The sequence below is a fragment of the Xanthomonas sp. CPBF 426 genome, assembly GCF_903989465.1.
In the GTDB taxonomy this organism is placed as follows: domain Bacteria; phylum Pseudomonadota; class Gammaproteobacteria; order Xanthomonadales; family Xanthomonadaceae; genus Xanthomonas; species Xanthomonas euroxanthea.
Map to the genome: position 1 here is coordinate 2,691,153 of NZ_LR861805.1, position 26,635 is coordinate 2,717,787.

At 67.7% G+C, this 26,635-nt stretch carries 21 protein-coding genes and 1 tRNA gene; 9 read left to right on the forward strand and 13 right to left on the reverse strand.

Going from position 1 to position 26,635, the window contains the following annotated elements; all coding sequences use genetic code 11:
* Positions 1-65: 65 nt before the first annotated feature.
* Together tsaE and H7A87_RS11595 are read right to left on the reverse strand one after the other, a co-directional pair.
* Positions 66-566: a tRNA (adenosine(37)-N6)-threonylcarbamoyltransferase complex ATPase subunit type 1 TsaE gene (gene tsaE, locus H7A87_RS11590; protein WP_119128651.1), complete on the reverse strand. Its 501-nt coding sequence runs from the start codon at positions 564-566 to the stop codon at positions 66-68.
* Positions 563-2,050, reverse strand: coding sequence for an NAD(P)H-hydrate dehydratase (locus tag H7A87_RS11595; RefSeq protein WP_119128650.1), 1,488 nt, complete (start codon positions 2,048-2,050; stop codon positions 563-565). The genes tsaE and H7A87_RS11595 overlap by 4 nt, the downstream gene beginning before the upstream one ends.
* Positions 2,051-2,074: 24 nt before the next feature.
* Between H7A87_RS11595 and queG the strand changes: the two genes are divergently transcribed.
* Together queG and xseA are read left to right on the forward strand one after the other, a co-directional pair.
* A complete protein-coding gene (gene queG / locus H7A87_RS11600) occupies positions 2,075-3,142 on the forward strand; it encodes a tRNA epoxyqueuosine(34) reductase QueG (protein ID WP_119128649.1) in 1,068 nt (355 codons plus the stop codon).
* 54 nt (positions 3,143-3,196) lie between these two features.
* Entirely contained in the window at positions 3,197-4,537 is a 1,341-nt protein-coding gene (gene xseA / locus H7A87_RS11605) for an exodeoxyribonuclease VII large subunit (protein ID WP_119128648.1), read from the forward strand.
* 234 nt (positions 4,538-4,771) lie between these two features.
* Here the strand turns inward: xseA and H7A87_RS11610 are convergent, their stop codons facing one another.
* Both H7A87_RS11610 and H7A87_RS11615 read right to left on the reverse strand, forming a co-directional pair.
* Positions 4,772-6,019, reverse strand: coding sequence for a virulence factor (locus H7A87_RS11610; protein WP_119128860.1), 1,248 nt, complete (start codon positions 6,017-6,019; stop codon positions 4,772-4,774).
* Between the two features lie 253 nt (positions 6,020-6,272).
* The gene (locus tag H7A87_RS11615) at positions 6,273-8,135 is read right to left on the reverse strand and encodes a formylglycine-generating enzyme family protein (protein WP_164739861.1); all 1,863 of its coding nucleotides are present in this window, start codon (positions 8,133-8,135) and stop codon (positions 6,273-6,275) included.
* 97 nt (positions 8,136-8,232) lie between these two features.
* On the opposite strand from H7A87_RS11615, the gene rnd reads away from it, so the two are divergent.
* From rnd to H7A87_RS11640, 5 genes are all read left to right on the forward strand, one after another.
* The gene (gene rnd, locus H7A87_RS11620; protein ID WP_104649054.1) at positions 8,233-9,327 is read left to right on the forward strand and encodes a ribonuclease D; all 1,095 of its coding nucleotides are present in this window, start codon (positions 8,233-8,235) and stop codon (positions 9,325-9,327) included.
* A gap of 464 nt (positions 9,328-9,791) precedes the next feature.
* Positions 9,792-10,193, forward strand: coding sequence for an H-NS family nucleoid-associated regulatory protein (locus tag H7A87_RS11625; protein WP_104649055.1), 402 nt, complete (start codon positions 9,792-9,794; stop codon positions 10,191-10,193).
* Positions 10,194-10,281: 88 nt separating this feature from the next.
* Positions 10,282-10,357: transfer RNA gene (locus H7A87_RS11630), tRNA-Ala, on the forward strand.
* A 171-nt stretch (positions 10,358-10,528) separates the two neighbouring features.
* A complete protein-coding gene (locus tag H7A87_RS11635) occupies positions 10,529-10,705 on the forward strand; it encodes a hypothetical protein (protein ID WP_164739860.1) in 177 nt (58 codons plus the stop codon).
* 206 nt (positions 10,706-10,911) lie between these two features.
* Positions 10,912-11,991, forward strand: coding sequence for a sensor domain-containing diguanylate cyclase (locus H7A87_RS11640; RefSeq protein WP_119128647.1), 1,080 nt, complete (start codon positions 10,912-10,914; stop codon positions 11,989-11,991).
* Between the two features lie 224 nt (positions 11,992-12,215).
* On the opposite strand, the gene H7A87_RS11645 is transcribed toward H7A87_RS11640, so the two are convergent.
* Positions 12,216-12,725 carry a chemotaxis protein CheW gene (locus H7A87_RS11645; RefSeq protein WP_119128646.1) on the reverse strand — a complete coding sequence of 170 codons (510 nt, stop codon included), beginning with the start codon at positions 12,723-12,725 and terminating at the stop codon, positions 12,216-12,218.
* Between the two features lie 11 nt (positions 12,726-12,736).
* A complete protein-coding gene (locus tag H7A87_RS11650) occupies positions 12,737-14,395 on the reverse strand; it encodes a methyl-accepting chemotaxis protein (RefSeq protein ID WP_119128645.1) in 1,659 nt (552 codons plus the stop codon).
* A 296-nt stretch (positions 14,396-14,691) separates the two neighbouring features.
* Between H7A87_RS11650 and H7A87_RS11655 the strand changes: the two genes are divergently transcribed.
* Positions 14,692-15,312 (forward strand): DNA-3-methyladenine glycosylase, encoded by a 621-nt coding sequence (locus tag H7A87_RS11655; RefSeq protein WP_119128644.1) that lies wholly within the window; start codon positions 14,692-14,694, stop codon positions 15,310-15,312.
* On the opposite strand, the gene H7A87_RS11660 is transcribed toward H7A87_RS11655, so the two are convergent.
* Complete coding sequence (locus H7A87_RS11660) at positions 15,252-19,646, reverse strand: DEAD/DEAH box helicase (protein WP_119128643.1); 4,395 nt, start codon at positions 19,644-19,646, stop codon at positions 15,252-15,254. The two genes, H7A87_RS11655 and H7A87_RS11660, sit on opposite strands and share 61 nt — an antisense overlap.
* A 230-nt stretch (positions 19,647-19,876) precedes the next feature.
* Here H7A87_RS11660 and H7A87_RS11665 point away from each other — a divergent pair, with 230 nt between their 5' ends.
* A complete protein-coding gene (locus tag H7A87_RS11665) occupies positions 19,877-20,221 on the forward strand; it encodes a DUF3301 domain-containing protein (protein WP_119128642.1) in 345 nt (114 codons plus the stop codon).
* Positions 20,222-20,423: 202 nt separating this feature from the next.
* Here H7A87_RS11665 and H7A87_RS11670 read toward each other — a convergent pair whose 3' ends face one another.
* From H7A87_RS11670 to H7A87_RS11695, 6 genes are all read right to left on the reverse strand, one after another.
* The gene (locus H7A87_RS11670) at positions 20,424-20,867 is read right to left on the reverse strand and encodes a ClpXP protease specificity-enhancing factor (protein ID WP_104582164.1); all 444 of its coding nucleotides are present in this window, start codon (positions 20,865-20,867) and stop codon (positions 20,424-20,426) included.
* A gap of 78 nt (positions 20,868-20,945) precedes the next feature.
* Positions 20,946-21,581, reverse strand: coding sequence for a glutathione S-transferase N-terminal domain-containing protein (locus H7A87_RS11675; RefSeq protein WP_024939278.1), 636 nt, complete (start codon positions 21,579-21,581; stop codon positions 20,946-20,948).
* A 1,006-nt stretch (positions 21,582-22,587) separates the two neighbouring features.
* Entirely contained in the window at positions 22,588-23,346 is a 759-nt protein-coding gene (locus H7A87_RS11680) for a cytochrome c1 (RefSeq protein WP_180496645.1), read from the reverse strand.
* Positions 23,339-24,598, reverse strand: a complete 1,260-nt coding sequence (locus tag H7A87_RS11685) for a cytochrome bc complex cytochrome b subunit (RefSeq protein ID WP_104649060.1) — start codon at positions 24,596-24,598, stop codon at positions 23,339-23,341. The genes H7A87_RS11680 and H7A87_RS11685 overlap by 8 nt, the downstream gene beginning before the upstream one ends.
* Positions 24,598-25,242, reverse strand: coding sequence for a ubiquinol-cytochrome c reductase iron-sulfur subunit (gene petA / locus H7A87_RS11690; RefSeq protein WP_026064126.1), 645 nt, complete (start codon positions 25,240-25,242; stop codon positions 24,598-24,600). Before petA ends, H7A87_RS11685 begins: the two co-directional genes overlap by 1 nt.
* A 376-nt stretch (positions 25,243-25,618) precedes the next feature.
* Positions 25,619-26,608 (reverse strand): lytic transglycosylase domain-containing protein, encoded by a 990-nt coding sequence (locus H7A87_RS11695; RefSeq protein ID WP_119128639.1) that lies wholly within the window; start codon positions 26,606-26,608, stop codon positions 25,619-25,621.
* Positions 26,609-26,635: the final 27 nt, after the last annotated feature.

Here is a 26,635-nt window from a genome sequence, read left to right on the forward strand (position 1 = left end):
TGGATTCAATCACCCGAGCGTGTGAATTGCAAGGTGATTTCCCTTAATAATCCACAACCTGGCGTTCATTGTTGTTGTGAGCCGGCAAAAAGACGCTGCAACTGCGGCAGGCCTGACAGCCGCGTCAGCCAGTCGCGCCCGGTTTGGCTGCGGCCCAGCAGCGTGACGCTGCGGCCCTCGCCATCGACCGCCAGTTCCACGTCCAGGTCCACTGGCGGCAGCGCGCCCGCGCCGCGCTCGGGCCATTCGACCAGCCACAGGCTCGCGCTGCCCTCGTCGAGCCCGAGAAAATCCAGTTCCCCGGCCTGTCCGATGCGGTACAGATCCAGGTGCCAGGCCTCGTCGCCGGTGCTGAGCGGATAACGTTCGACCAGGGTGTAGGTGGGGCTGCGAATCGGGCCGGTGACACCGAGTGCGCGCAGCAGCGCACGCGCCAGTGTGGACTTGCCTGCGCCGAGATCGCCGTGCAGTTGCACCATCGCGCGGGCGGGCCGTACCGCGGCCAGGGCCTGCCCCAGGCTTTCGGTGGCCTGCGCATCGGCCAGGTGTGCGCTGAGTTGGCTCATGCAATGGCTCCGGCATTGGCGAGGCGGCGCAGCTCGGGCAGCAGATCGGTCGGCAGCAGGCCGCGCTCGCCCGCGCGCGCAGCCGCATCGCCGGCGCAGGCATGCAGCAGGGCACCCAGGCTTGCCGCATCGAACGGCGACCAACCCTGCGCCAGCAAGGCGGCGATCACGCCGGTCAGCAGGTCGCCCATGCCGCCGACCGCCATGCCCGGATTACCGGCGTCGATGATGCGCGGCACTGCGTGCGGCGCGGCGATCACGCTGCCGGCGCCCTTGAGCACCACCACGGCATCGAAACGTTTGGCCAAGGCGTCTGCGGCAGCCAGCCGATCGTGCTGAACCTGCCCGGTCGACATCCCCAGCAGACGGCCGGCTTCGCCCGGATGCGGGGTCAGCACGCGCGGGCCGCGCGTCGGCACCTGGTTGGCGGCCAGCAGGTTCAGGCCATCGGCATCGATGACGACGGCACTGTCAGACGCCAACACGTTGTGCCACAACGGCTGCGCCCAGGCGTCCTGGCCCAGGCCCGGCCCCAGTGCGACCACGTCGGCCGCATCGGCCAGCGCGGCGATGTCGTCGCCGGCCTGCAGCGCGCGCACCATCGCTTCCGGGCAGCGCGCCAGCAGCGGCGCGACATGCTCGGCGCGGGTGGCGACCTGCACCAGCCCGGCGCCGCTGCGCAAGGCCGCTTCGGCGGTCAGCATGATCGCCCCGCCGCTGCCGAGGTTGCCGCCGACACACAACACGCGCCCGGATTCGCCCTTGTGCGTATTGCGTCGGCGCGGGCGCAACTGCGCGGCCAGGGCGTCGATGTCCCAGCTGTGCGCGGCCGGCGTCAGCCCGTCGAATGCCGCATCCGGCACGTCCAGCGATGCGACTGCGCGCGTACCCGCATGCTCCAGCGCATCGCCGGTGTAGAGCCCCACGTGCGGCACGATGAACTGCAAGGTGGCGTCCGCGCGCACCGCGGCACCGAAGGCCACGCCGTGATCGGCATCGATGCCGCTGGGCACATCCAGCGCAAACACCGGCACGCCGGCGGCGTTGATGGCATCGATCAACGCGCCGGTCTCGCTGTCGGGCGCGCGGTTGAGGCCGATGCCGAACAGCGCATCGACGATCACATCGGCCTGCGGCAGCGGAGATGGAAACAGGTCGATCGCACCGCCCACGCCCAGATAGTCGGTGCAGGCGCGCTGCGCCAGCGGCGCGGCCGGGCCGTGCCCGGGAAGATGCACCACCTGCACCTGGCGCCCGGCCCGCTGCGCCAGGCGTGCCAGCACATAGCCATCGCCCCCGTTGTTGCCGGTGCCACAGACCACCACGATGCGGCGTGCCCGTGGCCAGCGTTCCAGCAGGACCTGCCAGGCGGCCTGCCCGGCGCGTTGCATCAAGGTATAGCCGTCGCCGCCGAGCAGCGTGGTGGCTTGCGTGTCCAGCCTGCGCGCGGCGGCGGTGTCGTAAAGATCGAGCGGTGCGTACATGCCGGGAATTCTATACTTGTCGCCATGTCTGCCGTCCTCGCCCGTCCCGACCCCACCGACGCTGCTGCGCGCATCCGTGCGCTTGCGCGCGAGGCGGGCTTCCAGCGCTGCGGCATCACCGGCATCGAGCTGGGCGAAGACGAGGGACACCTGCGCAGCTGGCTGGAAGAAGGCCTTTACGGGACCATGCACTGGATGGCCCAGCACGGCGACAAGCGCTCGCGCCCGCAGGAGCTGGTGCCCGGCACCCTGCGCGTGTTGTCGGTGGGCATGGACTACGGCCGCAAGGACGACAGCGAAGCCTGGAACACCCTGCACGACGGCAGCCGCGCGTACGTGGCGCGGTACGCGCTGGGGCGCGACTATCACAAGCTGATGCGCAACCGGCTGCAGAAACTGGCCGAGCGCATCCAGGGCGAAGTCGGCGCATTCGGCTATCGGGTGTTCGTCGATTCGGCGCCGGTGCTGGAGCGGGCACTGGCGCGTAACGCGGGCCTGGGCTGGATCGGCAAACACACCTGCCTGATCGATCGCAAGGGCGGGTCGTGGTTCTTCCTGGGCGAGATCTACCTCGACCTGCCCTTGCCCATCGACACCCCGGCCACCGCGCATTGCGGCACCTGCACGCGCTGCATCGACATCTGCCCGACCCAGGCCATCATCGCCCCGTACCGGCTGGATGCGCGCCGCTGCATCGCCTATCTCACCATCGAGCACGAGGGCGCAATTCCCGAGCAGATGCGCAAGCCGATCGGCAACCGCATCTTCGGCTGCGACGACTGCCAGCTGGTCTGCCCCTGGAACAAGTTCGCCCAGCGCACCGACGAAGCCGATTTCCGCGCCCGCAACGAGCTGGATGTGGCAACGCTGCCGCAACTGTTCGCCTGGGACGAAGACGAATTCCTGCGCCGCACTGAAGGCAGCCCGATCCGCCGCAGCGGCCATCAGCGGTGGTTGCGCAACATCGCCGTCGGCCTGGGCAATGCGCCCGGCACGCCGGAGGTGCTGGCGGCGCTGGAGGCGCGCCGCCACGACGACTCGGAACTGGTACGCGAACACGTCGGCTGGGCGCTGGCGCAACACGGTTTGTAGCTTTGCGCCGGATACGCTCACGCATGCGCATCGCCGCTGCGGGATAATGCGGCGATGGCCGACCGCAACGAACAGATCCTCACCCCCAGCCAGCTCAACACGCTCGCGCGCGACCTGCTGGAAGGCAGCTTCCCGCTGGTGTGGGTGGAAGCAGAGCTGAGCAGCGTCACGCGCCCGTCCTCGGGCCATCTGTACTTCACGCTCAAGGACGCGCGCGCACAGATCCGTTGCGCGATGTTCAAGCCCAAGAGCACCTGGCTGAAGTTCCAGCCGCGCGAAGGCCTGCGTGTGCTCGCGCGCGGACGCCTGACGCTGTACGAAGCGCGCGGCGACTACCAGTTGGTGCTCGACCACATGGAAGAGGCCGGCGAAGGCGCCCTGCGGCGCGCCTTCGACGAACTGCGTGCGCGCCTGGCCGCCGAAGGCCTGTTCGATGCCGAGCGCAAGCAGCCGTTGCCGGCGCATGTGCGGCGGCTGGCGGTGATCACCTCGCCCAGCGGCGCGGCGGTACGCGACGTGCTCAGCGTCCTGGCGCGCCGCTTTCCGTTGCTGGAAGTGGACCTGTTGCCCTCGCTGGTGCAGGGCGACAGCGCCGCTGCGCAGATCACCTCGCTGTTGCAGCGCGCCGATGCGTCCGGGCGCTACGACGTCATTCTGATCACCCGTGGTGGTGGCTCGCTGGAAGACCTGTGGGCCTTCAACGACGAACGCCTGGCCCGCACGATTGCCGCCACGCGCACGCCGGTGGTGTCGGCGGTCGGGCACGAGACCGACTTCAGCCTCAGCGATTTCGTGGCCGATGTGCGTGCGCCCACGCCGTCGGTGGCGGCCGAACTGCTGGTGCCCGATCAGCGCGAGCTGGTTGCGCGCGTGCGGCGCGCGCATGCGCGCATGGCCCAGCTGCAGCAGCATGCGCTGGCCACTGCGATGCAGCGCGCCGACCGGCTCGCCCTGCGCCTGCGTGCACACAGTCCGCAGGCGCGGCTGCGGCTGCTGCAACGCCGCCAGCAGGATGCCGGACGCCAGCTGCGCGCGCGCCTGACCCAGGTGCTGGAGCGCCTGCAGGCGCGTGTGCAACGGTCGCAGGCGCGCCTGCAGGCGCACAACCCGCAACGCGACCTGGCCACGCTGCAACAACGGCTGCGTGCACTGCATCCGCAGGCAGCGATGCAGCGGCGCCTGCAGCACGACCAGCTGCGGCTACGCAGCCTGGCACGCTCGCTGGAAGCGGTCAGCCCGCTCGCCACCGTCGCGCGTGGCTACGCCATCGTGACCCGCCCCACCGATGGCAGCGTGGTGCGCAGCGCCGCCGAAGTCAGCGCCGGCGAACGCCTGCGTGCGCAGCTGGCCGATGGCAGCATCGAAGTGCGGGTCGAGCCAGGCAACGAGGACTGAGGGCGGCAACCACGCGTGCTGCCTGGTTGCCGCGGGCAATCGCCAAGGACACACGCATCGCAGTGCCGCGGCGACGATGCGCCTACCGAGGTCGCCCCCGCATCGTCGTGGATTGGGACAGAGGGAGCGCCGATGCGGCGTCACCCGCTTTACCCGGGCGGGCCACACCTGGGGCGGGCCCTTCAACGCGCCACCGACCGCTCCGCATGCCCGCCGGCAGGCCTCGCACGCTTTTTATCCGTGACTGGGCGTCTGCGCCGCCTGCCGCCAGCCCTGCAGCAGCAGCCCGGCCAGCACCACCGGATCGTGGTCGAAATGATGCCCGCCCGGACGCGCCACCACCTGCACGCCACGCGCGCGCAGCTCCGGGCACAACGTGTCCTTTTCCTGATCGCCGTAGATGCATTGCAGGCGATGCGCGTCCAGCGACTGGATCGCCGGCTCCACATCACGCTCGGCATCGTTGTGCCAGCCCAGCCAGCCACCGACGCGCACCTTGAAATCGGCTTGATGGGCCAGGCCCAGCAGGCTGACAAACTGCACCGATGCACGTTGCTGCGGCGACAGCTCGGGATAGGCAAACGGCAGCACATCGGCACCGAACGAGTAGCCCACCAAGGCAACGTGCTGGATATGCCAGCGCTGCCGATAGCTTGCGATCACCCGATCCAGGTCCGCCCCGACCTGCTGCGGCGTGCGGCTCGCCCAGAAGTAGCGCAGGCTGTTCCAGCCCACCACCGACACCCCCTGCTGCTGCAATTGCGCGGCGATGCCCTTGTCCAGTTCGCGCCAGCCGCCGTCGCCGGACAGCATCACCACCATGCGGTCGCTGCCGGGCGCATGCAGTTCGACCAGCGGCAGATCGCCCACACCGTGCGCCTGGGCCGTGAGGAAATGGCCGCGGGTGGCGGCAGCGATCTGCGTGGGGCTGGCAGCGTCGACCAGATCGTCGAGGAAGCCCTGGTTGGCATCGGGCATGTCGCGTGCGCAGGCCAGGCCGCCAGTGCTGGCGCCGCCATCGGCGACAACCGCGCCACCCAGCACGTCGGGCGCGGCCGAGGCCAGCGCCTGCCGCGCTAGCACCGCGCCATCGCCCTGCCCCACCAGGACCGGCGGCAGGAATGCGTCGACATGCTCGGCGCGCAGCAACTTCTTGCCCAAGCGTTCGGCATCGTCGGCCAGGGAACTGCAGGCCGCATGATGCGCGCGCACGCGTTCGCGATAGCTGGCGGTGTCGATCACCGCGACCAGCGCGCCATCGTTGCTCAGCATCTCGGCAAGCCGCTGGCCGTCCTGCGCATGGCCGCTGTCGGGCAACAGCACCACCATGGCCTTCGGCGTGCCTTCCGGACGCAGCACCTCCACCGAGCGGTAATGCCCGGCGGTATTTCCGTCCTGCAGATGCCGCGCCACGGCGTAGCCGCTGCCGCCGATCAGCAGTAGTGCGACGACCCAACGAAACAGTTTGATTCCCCAGCCCATCACCGCAATCCTCGCAAGCGCTGGCGCTTGGACCGCGGCCAGGGTGACCGGTTCCAGCGCGATCACGGTCGGTGTTCGCTGCGGTTAAGCCAGCGCGCTCACCTCGGTGTGTGGCCGCCGCGACGCGGAAGACCGTGCACGTCGTCGTCGATGTCGTGCCCCGAGACGCGGGTATGGCACACAACATGGCGATCGGCGATCACTGGCCATGCGGGCGCAGACCGCGCATGCGCAGCGGCAATGCAACTGCGCCCTAGATGCCGCGCGCCAGGCGAAAGCCGATCCGCGCGCTGGTGCTGTCCGAATCCTGCGACTGCCGCCAGGCCGCACGCGTCTGCTGCGGCGAATTGGCCCAGCTGCCGCCGCGGATCATGCGCTGCCGGCAGCCGGGGTTGAACCACGCCGCACCGTCGGCCGGCGCGCGGCGGTAGCTGGCATGCCAGCAGTCGGCCACCCACTCGCTCAGGTTGCCGCCCATGTCGTGCAGTCCCCAGGCGTTGGCGCGAAAGCTGCCGACCGGCGCCGGGCCCCAGAAGCCATCGCCGTAGCCGACAAAGCCATTGTTCCAGTGCCGGCCGCTGCGCGAGACATCGTTGCCGCCGGTGAAGTTGCCCGCATCCAGCGGCGGCGAGCCGGCATTGCCCCAGGGATAGCGCCCGGTGGTGCCGGCGCGCACCGCGTATTCGAATTCGGCCTCGCTGGGCACGTGGTAGTGGCGGCCGGTCTGTTCCGACAGCCAGCTCGCATAGGCTTCGGCGTCGCGGATGCTGACGTGCATCACCGGGCTGTTGGGGGCGGCCTGCGCGCCGTTGTAGTCGGACTGCCAATCCACACCGCTGCGGCGGATGAAGTTGCCGCTGCGCTCGTCGTACACCACCGAATGCCCGCGCCGGGTGGCGCGCGGGCGGGCGCCGGTCGCCTCGACGAACTGGCGGAACTCGGCGACCGTCACTTCGGTGATCGACAACGCAAAGCCGCGCGCGAAACGCACGTAATGCGACGGCCGCTCGTTGTCGGAAGCGCCGGGCTCGGCATCGCCTGCGCCCATCTGGAACGCGCCATGCGGCACCACGATCATCTGCGGACCACGCCCGCCGACCTTGAGCCCGTCGGTAAACACCTGCCCGGGGCGGAAACTGCCGTAATGGGTGGCCAATTCCAGCCGACGCCGCAGATCGCCGGCCACCGCATCGCCCGGGTCGGCGATGCGCAGCACTTCGGCCAGGGTCTCGCCGGCCGCCTTGAGGCCGCGCGGGGAGGTCAGATCGTGCAGGCCGGCGTCGTGCAAGGCGGCGATCTGGGCACGGCGCATGCGCTCGATGCGCGCACGTGCGTCGGCAATGGTCGGGGCGCGCTCACGTACCTGCCCGGCCATCTGCAACCAGTAGCGCGCGCCGATGAAGTCGCTCGCTTCTGCGGCCTGCTCGGCGCGTGCCAGCAGTCCGCTTTCCACCGCAGCCAGCCCCTGGCGCGTGCGCGGGTTGTCCGGATCCAGCTGCGCCGCATCGCGAAAGTTCACCAGCGCCCCGTTGCCGTCCTCGCCCAGGCGGCCGCCGCGCAGATCCTCCTCGCCGGCACGGTTGAAGCTCAGCACCCGCTGCGCGGTTTCCACCGCGCGTTGCAGCGTACGCACCTTCGGATCCTGCGGAGCGAGCGCCAGCGCCACGATGGCCAGCTCACGCGCCTGTTCCAGTGCACTGTCCTGGCGGTCGGTCTGCTCGATCAGCGCTTCGCCCAGCTCGATCAAGCGACGCCGCGCCTGTTCCAGCCCGCGCCGGCTGGCCGCGTCCTTGCCGCCGGCGCGCTGCTGGATCGCCAGGTACAGCGGAATCGCGTCGTCCGCATTGCGATACAGCCGGTCATCCTGCAATGCCTGGTCGGCGCGCTTGCGCGCCTGTGCCAGCGTCTCGTCGCCCAGGTCCACCGGCGGTGGCTGCCATTGCGCCACGGTCTCGGCGGATTCCTCGCCACCGATGGACACATTCGGCTGGCTCGACGGCGCGGCGGCGGCAGCTGGGGGCGCCGCGACAGGCGCCGGCGTCGGTGTCCGCGAACAGGCGCACACGCCTAGCGCGAGCAAGGCCCATGCTGCGATCCGGTTACCGCACTCACCCACCACCTGCTCCTTCCAGTGCTCTGCCGCACGACAGGCGATCGCGACGTTAGGCTATTCTGCGCGTTCTGCGCAAACCCTCGCTGTCGACGGAAATCACGTGCCCCATTGGATCACCCACCCCTCCGAGCTGACCGAACGCCTGCAGGCGTCGCGTCCGTCCCGCATTGGCCTGGATACCGAATTCATTCGCGAACGCACCTACTGGCCGCAACTGGCGCTGGTGCAGATGGCCATCGGCGAGGAGATCCTGTTGATCGACCCGCTGATCCCGGGCATGAACGAGGCGCTAAAGGCGTGGTTGACCGCCACCGACATCGTCAAGGTGATGCATAGCGCCAGCGAGGATCTGGTCACCTTCAAATGCGCGTGCGGGGTATTGCCGCGGCCGTTGTTCGACACCCAGATCGCCGCCGCGCTGGCGGGTGTGGGTGGCGGCATGGGCTATCAGAAACTGGTGCAGGAAGTGACCGGCACCTTGCTGAGCAAGGGCGAGACGCGCTCGGACTGGATGCGCCGCCCGCTGTCGCCGGCGCAGCTGGAATACGCTGCCGACGATGTGCGCTACCTGTTCGCCATCCACGACGAACTCACCCGTCGCCTGACCGAGCAGGATCGCCTGGGCTGGCTGGCCGAAGATGCCGAGCGCCTGCTCGCCACGGTGGAGCACGACGACGGCGAGCGCTGGCCGCATGTGAGCCTGCGCACCGCGCAGTTCCTGGAACCGGCGGCGCAACGTCGCCTGTTGCGCCTGCTGCGCTGGCGCGACCTGCAGGCGCGTCAGAGCGATCGCCCGCGCAGCTGGATCCTGGACAACGAACTGGCCAGCCAGCTGGCACGGTTTCCGCCGGCTGATCTGGACGCCCTGCTGCGTCAGTTCGACAAGTTCCCCAAGGCGCCGCGCAAGCTCGCCGCCGCCGTATGGGAAGCGCTGAACACGCCGCTGCCCGACGAGGAGCACGCGCCGCTGGCGCAGGCCGCCACCGACGGCAACAAGGCCGTGCTCAAGCGCCTGCAGGATGCGGTGGCCCAGCGCAGCCGCGAGCTGGGATTGCCCGACGGCATCCTGGCCTCGCGCCGGCATCTGGAAACCCTGATCGAGCAACGCAGCTGGCCTGCACCGCTGGGACAATGGCGCCGCCACGCCCTGGAAGCGCAGCTGACGCCACTGCTGGAAGACACTGCGACGCAGTGACGTGGTGCAGCGGTCCTGAGATCACGCCTCCATGCGCCCGTCGCGAGGCGGGCAAAGCGCAGACGGTTTTCAGCCAGCTTCACTTCCACGGCGCAGCCTGTGGATCCGACCGCACACGCCAGCGGCATCCCCGTCGATCGCCGCATCTGAGATGGAGCTCGCGCCATCGAAGCTGGCGCAGTCCACCAGGACATGTTCTGGTCACGAAGCGGTCAGTGTCTGACCAGGACTGCATGGATGTGTCATCTCGCCTGGCCTGCTGCTGTATCGTTACGGCCGGGGTCGCCGTGTGCGCAAGCATCTTCGGCGGCCTCGCCAGACACCGCGAACGCGCGAACAGGCCCTGTGAAAGGCCTGCTCACTATCTGCAGGCGCGCGCGCAACGGCCGCCCCCGGGCCACATGCCATAATGACGCGTGTCCATCGGGCAACGTCTCCACCACTTATTCCGAGGCTATACCTCTGTGAGCAATACCACTTCCAAACTGGATTCCATCGCACAAGCCAAAGCCAAGCTGCTGGACGAGCTGCAGAAGCTGGAAGAACAGGAAAAGACCGAGCGCGCCAGCGAGGCATCCTCTGCGCATGCCACCATCGTCTCGCTGCTGGAACAGTTTGCCGGCCACTTCAACACCAAGCAGCGCAACGATATTGCCGCTTACCTGGGCACCACTGCTGCACGCAAGGACGTGGTCAAGAGCGGCCGCAGCGAAGTCAAGCCGAAGTACGAACTGCCGCACACCGGCGAGACCTGGTCCGGCCGCGGCCGCACGCCCAAGGCCTTCGCCGCCTGGGAAGGGTCGGTGTCGTACAAGGAATGGAAGGCCAAGAATCCGGACCTCAAGTTCCCGCTCGTCCGCGAGTGATTGCCGCAGGATCGCGCCTTCGGGCGGCGATCCAGGCTGCCGGCCTGCTTGGCGAATCGCGCCACATGTGGGTAGAATCAGGACACGTGGGGCGGTAGCTCAGCTGGGAGAGCGTCGCGTTCGCATCGCGAAGGTCGAGGGTTCGATCCCCTTCCGCTCCACCATTGCTTCAACCGTAGGGCCTCGGAAACGCCATGTTTCCGGGGCCTTTTCGTGTCGGGCGTGTGCATCGGGAGCGCGTCGGCCAGTGCAGTGCCGGTGCCGGTCACGGCCATGTCGCCGGGATCACATCGTGCGCGCTAACGTCCGTCTCATCATCACGCCGGACGCAAGCCATGAACAACAAGCAGAGCCAGCCCGACAAGGCCGCCGACAACCAGCACGGTGTTTCGGAGAGCCAGCAGGATCGCAAACAGGATGAGGCCGCCAAGCAGCGCCCCGGACAGAAAGACCTGCAGGTCCATGACGAACAGACCCGCCGCCCCAAGGGCAACGCCGGCCAGGGCGAATGACCTGCCGAGCAGGGCGGTTTCGCAGCGCCTCAGCGCGGGTTCGCTGGCGCTGCTCCGCCCTGCCCGATGTGGCAAGATCGGCGACAGCCGTCATCCGCCGGGGTGGATGAGGCCTACGCCAACCAGCGCGCGCGATGGGCTGCGACACGCCCTCGCCGCACGCACACCTCCCTCGCCTGACGGCGCCCTGTTCCGGTGGTCTTCGTATGCAGATTCCTGATGCGTCCGCGCTGCAACTCTTCCACGCGACGCTGTTGCCAGGCGATGCCGCCGTAGCGGCGCAGGTACCGGCCAACGAAGACGAACGCCTGGCTGCACTGCAGGACTACCAGCTTCTGGACACCGCTCCGGAGCCGGTCTACGACGAATTCACCTCGATCGCGGCGGCGGTCTGCCGTACGCCGATGGCACTGATTTCGCTGATCGACACGCAGCGCCAGTGGTTCAAGTCGAAGCTGGGCATGGCGCCGAGTGAAACCCCGCGCGAGCTGTCGTTCTGTGCCCACGCCATCCTCGAACCCGATCATGTGATGGAAGTGGGCGACACCCAGCTGGATGCGCGCTTCGTGCGCAACGCGCTGGTCACCGGCGAGCCGCAGATCCGCTTCTATGCCGGCGCCCCGCTGCTGACCTCCGACGGGATCGCGCTGGGCACGCTGTGCGTGCTGGATCGCACACCCCGCCGCCTGTCGGTCGCCGAGCGCGACGCACTGCAGGCACTGGCCAGGCAGGTCGTCAACACCATCGAGTTGCAGCGTGCGGCCAGACTGGTCGAGCTGGACGCATTGCGCGATGACCTCACCGGCGTGTGGAATCGCGCCGGCCTGGAGCAGGCACTGCAGACGCTGGCACAGGGATCGGAGACGGCCGCGTCGCCATCGCTTGCGCTGGCACTGATCGACCTGGACGGCTTCAAGCGGCTGAAGCTGCAGGCTGGAACGGCAGCAGCGGACGCCACGCTGGTCCAGGCTGCCAGGATGATCGAAGCGCAGCTGCCGGAGACCGCCACGGTGGCGCGGTTGAGCCGCGACCAGCTCTGTGTCGCAGTGCCGGAGACAGCGGCGACCGAGGCCATGGAAATGATCGAGGCCGTGCGCAGGGCGATCGAAGCGGCACGCTGGCCAGCCGGTGCACTGACGATCAGCGCCGGCCTGGTCGAGGTGGCAGCCGGTGCGTCGCTCGACAGCAACGCCTTGCTGGCGCGTGCACGGCACGCCCTGCAGGGCGCGATCGGCAAGGGACGCAACTGCGTGCGTCGCTTCGATGGCTGGCATCGGCAGGACTGAGCGGCAGACCACACCCAGGTCTGAGGAGGTCGGTCACCAGCGCGCGGATCGCCCCGGCCACGCGGCCTCGGGCGGCGTGGTCGATGCCGGTGTCCGGCTGCAGTCGTTGCGGTTGCGGATGCAGTGCATACATCCGCGCCCGCTTCCTTCAATGGTCGATCACACGTGGCGGGCAGCCGCCCGGCGAGTCCGCAGCGGTGTTGGTGGGCTGCGCCTGGCCGGGCTCAGGCTGCCAAGGCATCGGTGTTGCCGGCAATCTCATCCACTTGCAGCACCTGGTCCATCTCCAGCAGCACCACGAAGCGCTCGCCCACCTTGCCCATGCCGCGCAGCAGGTCGCGGCGGATATGCGTGCCGAATGACGGCGCCGCTTCGATGTCCTGATCGGCCAGTTCGATCACCGCGTTGACCGCATCGACCAGCATCCCGATCACCTGCGGTCCCTGCGCCTGTTCGGTGGCCAGGATCACGATGCAGCTGCGTTTGCTGATCGCACTGTCGGCACGCCCCAGCCGCGCCTGCAGGTCCACCACCGGTACCACCGCACCGCGCAGATTGATCACCCCGCGCACGCAGGCCGGCATCGACGGCACCGGCGTGGGCGCGCGGTACTGGATGATTTCGCGAATGCCAACAATGCTGATGGCGAAGATTTCACCATCCAGCTGGAAGGTCAGGTACTGGGCTGCCGCAGCGGCGTCGCCAGGCATCACATCGGGGGTCTGTGCAGTCATCGATCGGTCTCTCAGAAGCGGGCGAACTGGCCTTCGTCCGGGCCCTCGGACATCGCATAGGCCGGCGCCGCGGTGCTGCGCCAGCCGCGCGTACCGGGCGCACGTGCCGGGCCTGCGGTCGCCACCTTGCCGCGCTTGGGCGGGGTGCTCGCAGGCCCCTGCCCGCCCAGGCGGAAGAACGCCATGCTCTGCTGCAGCTGCTCGGCCTGCGCGCTCATTTCCTCGGCGGTGGCGGCCAGTTCTTCCGATGCACTGGCGTTCTGCTGGGTGGTCTGGCTCAGCTGCACCACCGCCGAATTGATCTGGCTGACACCGGAGGATTGTTCCTCGGACGCGGCGGAAATCTCCTGCACCAGGTCCGAGGTGCGCTTGATGCTGGGCACGATGGTGTCGAGCAGACGGCCGGCACGATCGGCCAGTTCGACGCTGGAACTGGCCACCTCGCCAATCTCCTGCGCGGCCACCTGGCTGCGTTCGGCCAGCTTGCGCACCTCGGCGGCCACCACGGCAAAGCCCTTGCCATGCTCGCCGGCGCGCGCCGCCTCGATCGCCGCGTTGAGCGCGAGCAGATTGGTCTGGTACGCGATGTCGTCGATGATGCCGATCTTCTGTGCGATCTGCTTCATCGCCTGGGTGGTGGCGACCACCGCTTCGCCGCCTTCGATGGTTTCTTTGGCGGCCTGCGTGGCCATGCCATCGGTGATGCGGGCATTTTCGGTGTTCTGGCTGATCGATGCGGTCATCTGTTCCAGCGAGGCGCTGGTCTCTTCGACACCGGCGGCCTGTTCGCTGGCAGCCTGCGACAACGATTGCGCGGTGGCGCTGACTTCTTCCGACGCGCTGGCCAGGGTTTCGGCACTGGTGTTGACCTCGCCGACCACCTGCGACAGCTTCTGCACCATCGTGCGCATCGCTTCGAGCAGCTGCGCGGTCTCGTCGCGGCCATGCACGTCGATGCGCATGGTCAGATCGCCTTCGGACAGCCCGTTGGCCACCGTCACCGCGCGGCGGATCGGGCCGGTGACGCTACGGCTGATCACCACGCCGAGAATCGCGCCGAGCAGCACGCCGCCGCAGATGATGGCGATCAGCAGCTGGGAGCTGCGCGTGTGGATGCTGCCGGCTTCGGCATTGGCCGAGGCGGCACTGCGCTCGCGCAGCCCGCTCAGGTCGGTCATCAGGCTATCGACTTCATCCGAACTGGCGCGTACCGCGCGCGACAACTCGGCCAGTTCCGGATTGGCGTCGCGCAAGGCTTCGCGGTTGGCGGCGTCGATGAAGCGGCCGCGCTCTTCCAGATATTTCTGCCAGGCGCGGTCGAATTGCGCCAGCTTGTTCCTGCCTTCCTCGGTCTGGAAACTGGGTCGCGCGCGCGTCATGTAGTCGACCACCTTGGCGGTGTACTTGTCGATGTTCTGCACATGCGACTGACGCTCTTCGGCGCTGCTGGCCAACAACAGGTTGGCGCGTGCGCGGCCGGCGTAGATGAGGTTGATATTGGCCTCCTTCACGTTCGACAGGCCGAGCAGCTCGCGCTGGTACAGCGAGGTCGACAGGTCGCTGATACGACCGGAGTTGGAATAGCCGACCCAGCCGATGCATGCGCCGATCGCCGAGACGATCAGGAACGCCACGATCAGCCTGGTTCCAATTCTGAAGTTGCCTAACATTGGGAAGTTCTCTTGAGATGGTGCATGTGCGACCTGCAGTGCAGGGTCGCCCGGTGGCGTGATGCGGATGCCGCTCGCTGCGATGCGGCTTGTCTAACCAATCGCTAATGGCTATCGGCGACGTCAAAACGCGCTTGAGACACAAACGGTGTTTAACCACGTATTCACACCATCGGATATGCGCTTTTGTGACCGGTCACGCGCTCGCAGGGCCAGGCATTCAGAAAATTCCTACCCCCGGATTGATGCCCGGACAGTCCGCAGCGACATCACCACTGCACGGTTAGGCTTGGCGCATGTCGCCACAGCCACTTCCACGCAGCTTCTATGCGCACGATGCCCGCCAGGTCTCACCGCGATTGCTCAACAAGGTGCTGGTCAGCGCGGATGGGCGCCGCGGCCGCATCACCGAGGTCGAGGCGTATTGCGGCAGCGAAGATCCGGCCGCGCATTCGTTTCGCGGCATGACCCCACGCACGCAGGTGATGTTCGGCGCGCCGGGGCATCTGTATGTGTATTTCATCTACGGCATGCATTGGGCGATCAACGCGGTATGCGGTGGTGCGCCCGGGCATGCGGTGCTGATCCGCGCGCTCGAGCCGCTGGCCGCAATCGCCGCGATGCAGGCCGCGCGCAGCGCCGCCCCGCTCAAGAGCTTGACCACCGGCCCCGGTCGCCTGGCCCAGGCATTTGGCGTGAACGCCACGGACAACGGGCTGGACCTGACCGACGCGCGCGCACGCCTGTGGATCGAGGACGATGGCCTGCCGCCGCCATCCGGGCCGCTGGCAACGCCGCGCATCGGCATCCGCAAGGCGATGGATGCACCATGGCGCTGGGTGGTGCCCGATAGCCGCTATCTGTCGCGTCCGCTGCCACGGACGACAGGCGCGCGCGCGGTGCTGCCGGGCGACTGAGCCAGCCACTGCTCCATCGGCGTCTGCTCGGCGGCGCCAGGCCCACGCTGCAGCAGGCGCAGGGCCTGCTCGGCCTGCTCGGTGCTCAGGTCCTGCAGCGGCTGGAAGCGATCGGCCGCCCATACCGCCATCGGCAGGCCATCGAGATAGGCCACCCGATTGCCGGGCACGCGCGCGACGCGCTCGCCCGGCAGGAGGCTGCCCAGCAGATTGCTCGGGTCGCTCGCGCTCACGCACACCCACTGCTGCGGCAAGGCTTGCGCACGTACGCGGCGCAGGGCGGCGATCGCATCCGGCAACGCAAACTGCTCGCCGGACAGGCCGGCGATGAAACGCCCGCCACGGATTTCGCCACGCGCTTCCAGGCGTTGGTACATGCGCAGCAATTCGCGCCACGGCGGCAACCATGCCGCCTCGCGCTCCAGCAGCCGCCAACAGACCACGCCGTAGCGACGCAACAAGGTGTGCGCCACATGTTCGAGCATGTCCTGATGACGCTCGCCGGCCTCGGCCAGCGGCAACTCCGGCAGCGCGCGCACCGGCGCCCAGCGCCCGGCATCGCGAATGCCCAGGGCACTGGCGCGGCGCCGGTGGCGCGACAGCGCCGAGGGCCGCTTGGATGCCGGCACCAGCAGCGCGCGCAGCCCGGCATAACTGTCGCAATGCGCACGCCCGCGCATCACCAGTTCGCTCAGTGCATCTTCCAATTCGGTGCTCATCAGCCGGGCCGCATCGGCAATCTCGTCGAAGAACAAGGCGCCTTGCTGCTGCAGGACCTCCGCCACCCGTTGCGCGCGCGAGCCCAATGGTGCGTCGTCGCCATCGCGTGCCAGGCTGCTCCAGCGTTGCGCGGCGCGGCGCGGCAGCAACACGATCGGCGTGCTACGCAGCGCGGCACCGCCACGTCCGCCGCCGGGCCGCAGCCGCGCCCATACGGTGCGCCCGGCGGTGCACAGCTCGTCCAGCCAGGCCGGTTGGTAGTCGCGCACGCGTGCCGGCAGCAGCTCGCTTTCCCACAGCACTGCGGGGGCCTCGAAGCCTTCCAGCTGCCCGACCACGCCGGCCAGTGCGTCCGGCCCTGCCACACGGCTGGCGCCATCGACGTGCTGCCACTCGAACAGGAACCGCGCGTAGTCGCGTTGCGCCACCGGCTCGATCTCGCGGCGCAACCGCCCCAGGGTATAGCGATGGATGCGCGCCAGCAGATGACGTTCGCACCATTCTTCCGACTGCGCCTGCGCGCTGAAGTGGCCGGCCATGACATAGCCCTCGCGCTGCAGCGCGGCCAGGGCAAGCACGATCTCGGACTCTGGCAGGCGCAATGCACCCGCCAGGGCCGGTACCTGCGCCGGGCCGACCGCAGACAGGCGCCCGCGCAGCAGCTCGCGCACGGCCCAGTCGCGCTGCCAGTCGGCAACGCGGCAATCTGCCGGCGCCTGTAGCGGCGGTTGGGCAACGGCATGCGGATACAGCGGCACAAACCAGTCGATGCGCTCGGCACTGATCCACAACGCGGGCACCCCGTCGAAGGCGAGACAACTGGCGCGCCCATCGCCGGCGAGTGCAGCCAGCCACGCCTGCCATTGCACATCGCCGGCTTCATCGACCGGAAGCACACCGAGCCCGACCAACGCCTCGTGCATTTCTTCGGCATCGCGCGGCTGCGGCCAGGCCTGTTCACGCACCGAGGCGATAGCCTCGGGATCGAGCTGCCCCAGGTCGTCGCTGCTCTGCGGCGTATAGCGACGGCTCTGCACGGCCTGGGTGCGGCGCTCCTCCAGTGGTGCGTCGTCCAGGAAGGCATACGGCCGCGCATTCAGGGCTTCGGCCGCCAGCGGCGACGGTGCCGCCAGATCGCGCGCCACCAGCGTGATCGCGCCCGACTCCAGCCCGCGCAGCACCTGCAACCAGCCCTCGCTGTCCATGGACTGATGCAGGCAGTCTTCCAGCGTCTGCGCCACCAACGGGTGGTCCGGCACCTCGCGCTCGCCCACCAGGTTCTCCGCGCAGGCGACCTGGTCGGGGAACACGGTCGCCAGCAGATCCTCCGACTTCATCCGTTGCAGCTGGGGCGCGACCTTGTGGCCGCCGGCAAAGCGCGGCAGCGCCATCGCATTGGTCGCATTCCAGCGCCAGCGCACGCCGAACAGCGGTGCATCCAGCAGCGCCTGGATCAACACATGCTCGGCCGATGACGAATGGAGGTAGCGGGCCACCTCCTCCAGCGCAAAACTGTGGCTGGTGGACAGCGACAACACGATCGCATCCTCGGTTGCGGCGGCCTGTAGTTCGAAGTTGAAGGTGCGGCAGAAGCGCTTGCGCAACGCCAGTCCCCAGGCACGGTTGATGCGGCTGCCGTACGGCGAGTGGATCACCAGCTGGGTGCCGCCACTGGCATCGAAGAAGCGCTCCATCACCAGACACTGCTGGGTCGGCATCGCGCCCAGGGCCGTGCAGGCATGGGCGAGATAGTCGACCAGTTGGCGTGCAGCTTCCACCGACAGACCCAAGACGTCGTGCAGCCAGTCGCAGGCGGCCTGATGTGGCGGGCTCTCCAGCCGCACCGCAATCTCGCCGCGCAGGCGCGACACCGCCGCCGACAATTCATCGCTGCGCCCGGGCGCCTCGCCCAGCCAGAACGGGATATTCGGTGGCGCGCCCTTGGCATCTTCCACGCGCACGCGCCCGGCATCCACGCGCAGGATGCGGTAGCTGGCATTGCCAAGCTGGAACACATCGCCGGTAAGGCTTTCGACCGCAAAATCCTCGTTCACCGTGCCGATCTTTTCGGCCTGCGGCTCCAGCACCACGCTGTAGTCGCCGGTTTCGGGAATGGTGCCGCCGGAGGTCAGCGCGGTCATGCGTGCGCCACGCCGCGCATGCAGGCGCCGATGCACCGCGTCGCGATGCAGGTAACCCGCACGCGGCCCGAGCCGTGTGCTGAAGCCGTCGCACAACATGCGCACCACGTCGTCGAAGCTCGCACGGCTCAGCTGCGCAAACTGCCAGGCACGACGCACCAAGGCAAACAGCGCGTCTTCGTCCCAGTCCTCGCACGCGGCCTCGGCCACGATCTGTTGCGCAAGCACGTCGATCGGCGCCAGCGGCATGCGCAAGGCGTCCAGCTCACCGCGGCGCACACTGTCCAGCAGCGCGGCGCATTCGACCAGCTCGTCGCGGGTCTGCGGGAACAGGCGCGCCTTGGGCGTGCCGCCGACCTTGTGCCCGGAGCGTCCGGCGCGCTGCAGGAAGGTGGCGATCGAGCGTGGTGAACCGAGCTGGCAGACCAGATCCACATCGCCGATATCCAGGCCCAGTTCCAGCGATGCGGTGGCCACCAGCACGGTGAGGTCGCCGGCCTTGAGCCGCTGCTCGGCCAGCAGCCGCGTCTCGCGCGACAGGCTGCCGTGGTGCGCGGCGACGCGCTGCTTGCCGAGCAGATCGCCAAGATGGCGCGCAGCCCGCTCGGCCATGCGCCGGGTATTGACGAACACCAGCGTGGTGCGATGCTGCTCCGCAAGCCTGGCGACATCGGCGTAGACCTGCAGCCACTGATCGTTGGACATCACTACGCTCAGCGGCGTCGGCGGCAGGGCCAGCGCCAGATCGCGCTTGCGGGTGTAGCCGATGTCCACGATCTCGCAAGGCGGCGACTGGCCGGCATCACCCGCCCCGACCAGGAACTGCGCCACGGTCTCGATCGGCTTCTGCGTCGCCGATAAGCCAATGCGGGTGATCGGGCGCTCGGCCAGCCGCTGCAGCCGCTCCAGGGTCAGGCTCAGGTGGCTGCCGCGTTTGTCCGCCGCCACCGCGTGGATTTCATCGACGATGACGGTGCGCACATGCCGTAGCGCATGGCGTCCGGAGGCCGAGCCCAACAGCACGTACAGGGACTCCGGCGTGGTCACCAGGATATGCGGCGGCGTGCGGCGTGCTTGCGCCCGCTCACGTTGCGGGGTGTCGCCGGTACGCACCGCCGTGCGCACTGCCACGTCCGGCAGGCCGCTCGCGACCAGGGCCGTGCGGATGCCCTGCAACGGCGCATCCAGATTGAGGTGGATGTCGTTGGACAGCGCCTTCAGCGGCGAAACGTAGACCACGCGGGTTTCGTCCGGCAGCGCGCCGCCGTTGGCCAGGCCGTCGCGGATCAATGCATCGATCGCCGCGAAGAACGCCGTCAATGTCTTGCCCGAGCCGGTGGGCGCGGCTACCAGCGTGTGGCGTCCGGCCTGGATCGCCGGCCACGCGGCAATCTGCGCCGGCGTGGGCTCGGCGAAGGTCTGCGCGAACCACGAAGCCACGACAGGATGGAACTGCTGCAGGACAGGATGCATAGGCGATACCGCAGGCCGTGATGCCAAGCCAGGACCGACGGCGCGTGGATTCAAGGGGGTGAGTTCAATGGATGGGGTTGCGCTGCGCCCCACACAAGCCAGCCGCAGCAATGGCGGTGCATCATGAAATCGGAGGACGACCGGCGCGCGACCTCGCCGGCGGCCAACGCAACGCTGCGGCCCGGCGCGGCGATTGTCGACCGGGCGCGTGCCATGGCACATTGACGCCCATGCCCAGCCTGATTCTCTTCATGATTGCCGGCGCCGCGCTGTACGCGTTCTGGAACTCCTCGCGTGCCGCAGCCGAACGTGCCGACATCCTCGGCCGCAACGCCTGCCGCGCCGCCGACGTGCAATGGCTGGACCAGAGCGTGCATTCCACCAACCTGCGCATCTGTCGCAAGCCCAACGGCTGGCTGGGCTTCGAGCGGACGTTCCGGTTCGAGTATTCGCACGATGGCATCGACCGGCATAGCGGCCGCCTGGTGCTGCGCGGCGATCAGCTGATCGCCTTTACCGGACCGCAAGTGGCCACGGTGACACCGCTGAGCCCGGATCATCAGCGCCTGAACTGACCGCGATCTGGTCGCTGTGTACGCATGCATGCAGGCGCCTGGCCTGCAGGCGGCAACCGAAGACCAGCGTCCTGCAGCGCATTCAAGAAGCCGCCGCAGTGACTGCAACCGCATCTGTCGGTGCCCTCATTCGACCGCGGCGCACACACCACGCGTACCTGCCGCGGCACCGGACGGACGCGCGGTGCGCGCCCGTTGCCGGTTACTTGACCACGCGCAGATGCGGACGCTTGCCGGCAGCCGGCGGCTCGTCCGGCGTGGGCGCGCCCGGCGGCGGCGACGCCCCCGGATCCGGCGGTTCGGTGCTGGTACCGGGGATATCGTCCGGCAAGGCCATGCCCTGCCCCGTCTCGCGCGCATATACCGCCAGGACGGCGGCCATCGGCACCATCACCGGATAACTGACGCCGCCAAAGCGCGCGGTGAACTGCACGCTTTCGTTGTCGACCTGCAGCCCGACCACGGCGCGCTCGGCGATGTTCAGGACCACACGGCCGTCCTTGACCGCACTGGCAGGCACCTGCACGCCGGGCAGTCCTGCGTCCACCAGAACGTGCGGCGTCATGCCGTTGTCGTTGATCCATTCGACCAAGGCCCGCAGCAGGTACGGGCGATGGCTGGTCATGCGGGGGAAATCTTCGCTCATGGCGTCATTTTACCCGCACACGGCCCGCAGCGGCGGCTGCGCGATGCGGTGTCGGTCTGTTGGCATACAGCCGTCGCATCAGCCTGGCAGGTCGCGCAGTTTCTTTTCCTGATCGGTCAGGCTGCGGATGAAGCCGGGATTGCGGAAGATCCGGTTGCCGTAATCTTCGATCGCCTTGCCATCCTTGGGCAGCCCGATCTCCAACGCGTCCAGTCGCCAGATGATCGGCGCCATCGCGCAATCGGCCAGACTCATTTCCGGATTGAGGAAGAACTTGCTGGCCTTGAACAGCGGCACCGACGCGGTGAGCAGTTCCTTCAGGCGCTTGCGGCCGGCTTCGGCTTGGGTCTTGTTGCCGAGCTGGATGGCCTGCACCTGCGGCACCCAGTCGTGCTCGATCCGCAACATCGCCAGACGCAGGCGCGCGCGCGAGAGCGGGTCGACCGGCATCAACGGCGGATGCGGGTAGCGCTCGTCCAGGTATTCGCTGACCACCGATGCGGCGTACAGCACCAGGTCGCGTTCGACCAGGGTCGGGACCGAATGATAGGGATTGAGATCGATCAGATCTTCCGGGGGATTTTGCGGGTCGACCGGCACCAGGTCGTAGGTCACCCCTTTCGCCGCCAGGACCAGACGGACCCGGTGGCACAACACGTCGTCGTTGGACGAAAACAAAGTCAAGGTATTCCGCATACGCACACTCGTCGCCATTCAAGGCTCTCCGACGACCGGAATCCGCCGGCCGCATCGGCGCGGCCGGCCCAACGCCGACCGTCACCACGGTCCTTCGAGTGTGCAATCACGTCACGCAAAAGCCAAGGGTGATAGGGCCTCAAAAACACCAACTGGCCATATTGTGGCGTTCAATGTCTGGCGCGGCCGGCGATGACGCGTCATCGGCAGGGTCCGCAGCGGATCTGCGGATTCTGTGCAGGCCCTTGCACGCCCACCATCGCGAGACACGCCGCAAGTACGTCCTTGACGCTGCGAGTTTGCTGCCGGGCCCTGCCCGCCCACCGTCGCAGGACACGCCGCAAGTACGTCCTCGACGCTGCGAGTTTGCTGCCGGGCCCTTGCCGCCCACCACCGCAGGACACGCCGCAAGTACGTCCTCGACGCTGCGAGTTTGCTGCCGGGCCCTTGCCCGCCCACCATCGCGGGACACGCCGCAAGTACGTCCATGTAGGCTCCGGCGCGGCATCCATGCCGCTCAGGGTCCCGCGACGGTGAGCGGGCAAGGACCAGTGGAGAGGGTCGGTGTGCATGGGAAGAGCAGCGCTGGATGCGCCTTGTTCGATCATGAAGCATCGGTTGCACGTCTGATGCACACCGCACGACAGGCAGCTTTTCAAATGAGCGCCGACCAATTGTCTGGTGCGGTGCCCTTGCCGGTTGCGGGACGGGTTCACGGCGTGTCCCGCAAGCGGTGAGGGCACCGCGCCCTCGACGCTGCGAGTTGGCTGCAGGGCCCTTGCCCGCCCACCGTCGCAAGACCCGCCGCAAGTACGTCCATGTAGGCTCTTGAGTCGATCTAGGCTCTTGAACGGCGTCCATGCCGCTCAACGACTGCGCCACCGCCGACGGACGCGGCCCAGGCCCGGAATCGGCACATAGCATGCGCACCCCTGCCCTGCGCAGCGCCTGCATGCACCGGGCGATCGGTTGCTATTCCTGGGCCGCCGCGGCATTGCGCGGCCGCCTCGGGTTCACCGCACGATCAATGCACGTCCTTCCAGTATTCCTTCTTGAGCAAGTAGGCAATGAAGGTGAGCAAGACCAGGAACAGGATCACCCACACGCCTATGCTTTGCCGTTTCAGCGCCGCCGGCTCGCCCGCGTACTCTAGGAAGTTGGCGATGTCGCGCACGGTCTGGTCGAACTCCACCGGCGTCTGTCGCCCGGGTTGGCCGAGCTTGAGCGCCTGCACCGGCTTGTCGCCGGTCGCCTTGTCGGGCGGGCCGAACTGCGCCTGCTGCAGGCCTTGCAGCTCCCACAGCGGGTTGGGCATGGACGCATTCGGGAACAACTGGTTGTTCCAGCCCAGGGGGCGGGTCTGATCCAGGTAGAACGACTTGAGGTAGGTATAGACCCAGTCAGTGCCGCGCACGCGGGCGATCAGGGTCAGGTCCGGCGGCGCCTTGCCGAACCACTTGGCCGCCGCATCGTGCGGCATGGTGCCTTCGATGTGTTCGCCGATCTTGGCGCCGGTGAAGTTGAGGTTGGTCATGACCTCTGCTTCGCTCAAGCCCAGATCGCTGGCCATGCGCGAATAGCGCAGGTATTTCAGCGAGTGGCAGCCGGAACAGTAGTTCATGAACAACTGCGCGCCACGCTGCAGGGAGGCACGGTCGCTCAGGTCGTTGCCGGCCTGCTGCACCGCACCGCCTTCGGCCGCGATCGCACCGCCGCCAATGAGCAGCCCGCACAGCAGGGCGACCAGGCGCGACGTCCATGACCTCACGTTGGAATTAGTCATGGGTGGTCACCCGCTCCGGCACCGGCTTGGTCTTGTCCAGCCGCGTCCACACCGGCATGGTGATGAAGAAGGCGAAGTACAGGAAGGTCAGCACGCGCCCGACATAGGTTTCGTGCGCGTCGGTGCCGGGGCCGGAGCCGATCACGCCCAGCCACACGAAGCACACCACCAGCACGCCGAGCGCGACCTTGGAGATCCAGCCACGGTAGCGGATCGAGCGCACCTTGGCCCGATCCAGCCACGGCACCAGGAACAGGATCGCGATCGCCGAGAACATCACCAGCACGCCGCCGAGCTTGTTCGGCACAACCCGCAACATCGCGTAATACGGCGTGTAGTACCAGACCGGCTTGATGTGCTCGGGAGTCACCAGGCGATTGGCCTCGGTGAAGTTGTCGTGCTCCAGGAACAGGCCGCCAAACGCCGGCGCGAAGAAGATGATGAAGGCCGCGATCAACAGCAGAAAGCCGACCCCGACCAGATCCTTGACCGTGTAGTACGGGTGGAACGGGATGCCGTCGGCCGGTTTGTGCGCGTCCCAGCGGTTGCCCTTCGGCCCCTTCTTGATGTCCACGCCATCGGGATTGTTGGAACCCACTTCATGCAGCGCGCCGATGTGCAGCACGATCAGCAACAACAGCACCAGCGGCAGCGCGATCACGTGCAGCGCGAAGAAGCGGTTGAGCGTGGCATCGCCGGGCAGGTAGTCGCCCATGATCCATTCGGTCAGCCCGTTGCCGATCACCGGAATGGCACCGAACAGCGAGATGATGACCTTGGCGCCCCAGAACGACATCTGACCCCACGGCAGCACATAACCCATGAAGGCTTCGGCCATCAGCACCAGGTAGATCAGCATGCCGAGAATCCACACCAATTCGCGCGGCTTCTGGTAGCTGCCGTACATCAGCCCGCGGAACATGTGCAGATACACCACGATGAAGAACAGCGAGGCGCCGGTGCTGTGCATGTAGCGGATCAGCCAGCCCCACTCCACGTCGCGCATGATGTATTCGATCGAGGCGAATGCATCGGCGGCGCTGGTCTTGTAGTGCATCGTCAGGAAGATGCCGGTGACGATCTGGTTGACCAGCACCACGATGGCCAGCGAGCCGAAGTAGTACCAGAGGTTGAAGTTCTTCGGCGCGTAGTACTCGCTGACATGCTTGCGATACATGGGCATCAGCCCGGGCGCGCGTTCGTTGACCCAATCGAACACACCGTTGGCGGTACGGACCAGGATATTGCTCATCAGGCAGCCCCCGTGCTGTTGGCCGACGTACCGGCACCATCGGGATCGACGCCGATCACCAGGGTGTTGTCGTCCACGTAATGGTGTGGGGGCACCAGCAGATTGATCGGTGCCGGCACGCCGTCGAAGACGCGGCCGGACATGTCGAAACGCGACTTGTGGCAGGGGCAGAAATAGCCGCCCTTCCATTGCGGGTCGTAGGGCTCGGGGCGGATTTCGGCGACCATTTCCGGCGAGCAGCCCAGATGCGTGCACAGCCCGACCAGCACCGAGATGTCGGACTTGATCGAGCGGTATTCGGGATTCTTCAGTACATAGTCCGGCTGCTGGTCCTTGTTCTCGGACTTGGGATCCTTGAGCCGGTCATCCAGCGATGGCAGCGCGTCGAGCATCGCCTTGGAGCGCTTGACGATCCAGATCGGCTGACCGCGCCATTCCAGAACCAGCCGTTGCCCCTCCTGCAAGGCGCTGATGTCGGCAGTCACCGGGGCACCGGCCAACTTGGCGCGTGCACTGGGATTCCACGACTTCACGAACGGAACTGCGACAAATCCTGCTCCGACCGCACCGACCACGGCCGTTGTCGCGGTCAAGAACCGACGACGCCCGATATCCGCAGGTGCGTTAACCCCATCGTTGGCCATCCGGCTCTCCGATCTTGATTAGGTAGCGTGAGGCTGCCAACGGCTGGCGGGGGGTCCAGCCGCGATGAATCGACCGCAGTGTAGCGGAACGCTTAATACACAGACAACGCAATGTACGCAGTCGGACCGGCGCAGTGCAAACACCGGATGCAGGCGCGCGCCGATTGCATCACTTGCCAGCCTGGCACAGGACCGACAGCTGTGACGCAGTGCTGGCATCGACCCTGCCCCGGCGAAGACCTGCTGCGCGTGGGCTGCGGCATCGCGCAGCCGCGAGGGCTGCCTGCGCGACGTGGTGGCCGCCCGACATCCGTCCCGATTGGTTGCGGTCAAGGCAGGCCGAAGCGGGCAGCGCATGCGTGCGAAGGCACGCAGCTCAGTTGGCTGCCGTGGCCTGCCCACGATAGCGTCCGGCCAGCAGGCCGACGCGTTGCACGTAGCGCTGGGTCTCGCTGTAAGGCGGCACGCCACCGTAGCGATCCACCGCGCCCTCGCCCGCGTTGTAGCCGGCAGCAGCCAGCGTGAGATCGCCGTTGAAGCGCTTCAGCAACCACGAAAGATATTGCACGCCACCGCGAATATTTTGCGTTGCATCATAGGCATCGCTGACCCCGAAGCGGCGTGCGGTCCCGGGCATCAATTGCATCAGCCCCTGCGCGCCGGCACGACTCAATGCCAGCGGATTGTAGGCCGACTCGGCATGGATGATCGCGCGCACGATCGCCTCTTCGACCCCGAACTCGCGCGCGGCCGCAGTGATTTCCTGCTGGTAGGCGTTGGTATTGAGCCGGATCGCGCCGAAATTGACGCCCGGCTTAGCCCCGCAGGCGTAGCAGGTTTCGATGAAGCTGTAGTGGATGGTGCGCAGGCCCTGGATGCTGGCGACCTGGCGCGGGCGCGCACTGGTGTAATGGCGCACACCGTCCTTCATGTACGAATAGACCTGCCCGCTGACCACCCGGCGCGGATTGACCGCGGCAGCAGCGGGCGGCTGAACGATCGACGACTCCGACACCGCCTGCGCGCGCGGCCTCAGCGCCGAGGCGAGCTCGGCAGCGCGCGGAGGCGGTTGGCTGGCTGGCTGGCTGATGATCGTGGCCGGCGCGCCACTGTCGATCGTGGCGCTGCTGCGCGCCGGGTTGGCGGCCACCCCCGGCGTCGGCCGAAGCGTGGACGGCGCGGCGCGGCGCGCGGACCGGTCCGGGGTGTAGCTGCTGATGACGCTGCAGGTCGCCCCGCTCTGGCGCTTGCTCAGGTAGCTGGTGATCCCGTCGCCGCTGACGCACTTGTACAAGGTGCCGGCGCTGACCGGCGCCGCCGACAACGTGACAACTAGCAGCCCCAGCACTCTTGACATCCCCTTCATGCGGCGGAGTGTCCCAGCTTGGCCCCG